The organism is Pseudoroseomonas ludipueritiae, from assembly GCF_014490445.1.
Classification (GTDB): domain Bacteria; phylum Pseudomonadota; class Alphaproteobacteria; order Acetobacterales; family Acetobacteraceae; genus Pseudoroseomonas; species Pseudoroseomonas ludipueritiae.
Map to the genome: position 1 here is coordinate 1 of NZ_JACTUZ010000319.1, position 1,710 is coordinate 1,710.

At 73.7% G+C, this 1,710-nt stretch carries 2 protein-coding genes; one reads left to right on the forward strand and one right to left on the reverse strand.

What is annotated here, in order from left to right:
• Positions 1 to 646 (forward strand): GNAT family N-acetyltransferase (locus IBL25_RS26000; protein WP_187781326.1); only part of this gene is annotated, 646 nt, incomplete at its 5' end.
• Between the two features lie 8 nt (positions 647 to 654).
• On the opposite strand, the gene IBL25_RS26005 is transcribed toward IBL25_RS26000, so the two are convergent.
• On the reverse strand, positions 655 to 1,710 hold a 1,056-nt coding region (locus tag IBL25_RS26005; RefSeq protein ID WP_238940684.1), incomplete at its 5' end, for a glycosyltransferase family A protein.

Below are 1,710 nucleotides of genomic sequence, written 5' to 3' on the forward strand. Positions count from 1 at the left end.
CGCCGGCGGCGTGGCGCTGCGCTGGCAGGAGAGGATGGCGCCGCGCCTGGGGCTGGAGCCCATCCGCGCCGCTGGCGGCGACTGGCTGGCCGGCCGCAGCGGCAACAGCCGCTACCAGATCCGCCGTTCCAATCGCGCCTATGGCGCGCTGCGGCTGCACCGGGCCGATGGCGCGGAGCAGGCCCTGGCTTTCCTGGAGGCGCTGATCCGGCTGCACGAGGCCACGTGGCGGGCGCGCGGCAAGCCCGGCGCCTTCGCCACGCCCTTCCTGCGCTGCTTCCACGAGGCGCTGATCCGCCGTGCCGCGCCGCGCGGGGAGCTGGACATGCTGCGCATCGAGGCCGATGGGAAGGATGTCGGTTATCTCTATAACTTCCGCATGCGCGGGCATGTGCATGCCTATCAGAGCGGGTTGGACCATGCCGGCGCCGGGCCGCACCAGAAGCCCGGCCTGACCTGCCATGCCCTGGCCATCGAGCACGCCCTGGCGCGGGGCGACAGCGTCTATGATTTCCTGGCCGGTGCCGACCGCTACAAGCGCAGCCTGGCCAGCGCCGAATTGCCGCTGATCTGGGCGGAGATGGTGCCGCGCTGGTCGGCGCTGGGCGTCGCGGCCCGGCTGCGCGGCCTGCTGCGGCGAAGCTAGAAGCGGGCTCACGGCGCGAATTCCATCAGCACGCGGGGCAGCAGCCTTTCTGGCGGCGGCGGCGGGGGTGCCTGCCGCATCCGCCGCAGGGCCATGGCGCCGAAGGGGTCGCGCCACCAGCGCGGGCTGCGATCGGCCGGCGCCTCGGCCAGCCAGGAGAGGGCCAGGGCATCGGCCTCGGGCGGCATGGAGGCGAAGCCGGCCTGGGCGGGGTCGTAGATCACCTGGCGCAGCGCCGGCCATTGCAGCCGCCCGCGCGCCTGTTGCAACTGCCGGCGCCAGTAGCGGCGCAGGTCGCTCCAGCGCCAGGGGCGCAGCACGGGGCCTTCCCAGGTCGCGCGCGGCTCCACCACGATCAGCCGGGGCTGCCAGTCGCCGCCATGGGCGTCGAGGTCATGCAGCAGGAGGGAGGAGAGCAGCCCGTCGCCCCGGTAGAAATTCAGCGGCAGCCGCAGGCCCTGCGCCGCCATGCGTTCCACGAAGCTGCCGCGCAGCATGAAGAGCGAGCCATGCAGGCCCGGCTGCTCCAGCATCTGCCGCCGCAGCAATGCCGCGCTGCGCCCGGTGCTCGGCACCGCCGCGGCGCCACTGGCTTCCGGTGCATCGCGCAGCGCCTGGGCCAGCAGGCGCAGGGAATCCGGCGTGATGGCGGCATAAGCATCCACGAAGGCATGCAGGGGCGCCGCCACCCGCAGGCGGTGGATATACTGGTTGAGCGCGTTGGACTTATCGGCCTGCGGGATCAGCGCGATGCGGCCCCGCAGCCCGAGCCGCCGCATCGCCGCCGTGGCCACTTCGGGCGAGGCATCGGTGCTGCCGTTCAGCACCACCGTCACGTCGGTGGCCTGACCCTGCCCGGCGCGCGCCAGGGCCTCCAGGCAACGGGGCAGATGAGCCGCCTCGTTATAGGCGAAGACCGCGATGGCGCAGTCCGCCGGCCGCGCCCGCGCCGCCTGTTCCGCCACGCGCTCCAGGGTCTGCATGGTCAGCTCCCCCGCAGGGCGGCCAGCCGGCGGCCCATCCGCAGCCGGCCCGCCACGCGCCGCAGCAGGCCGAGCATGTCG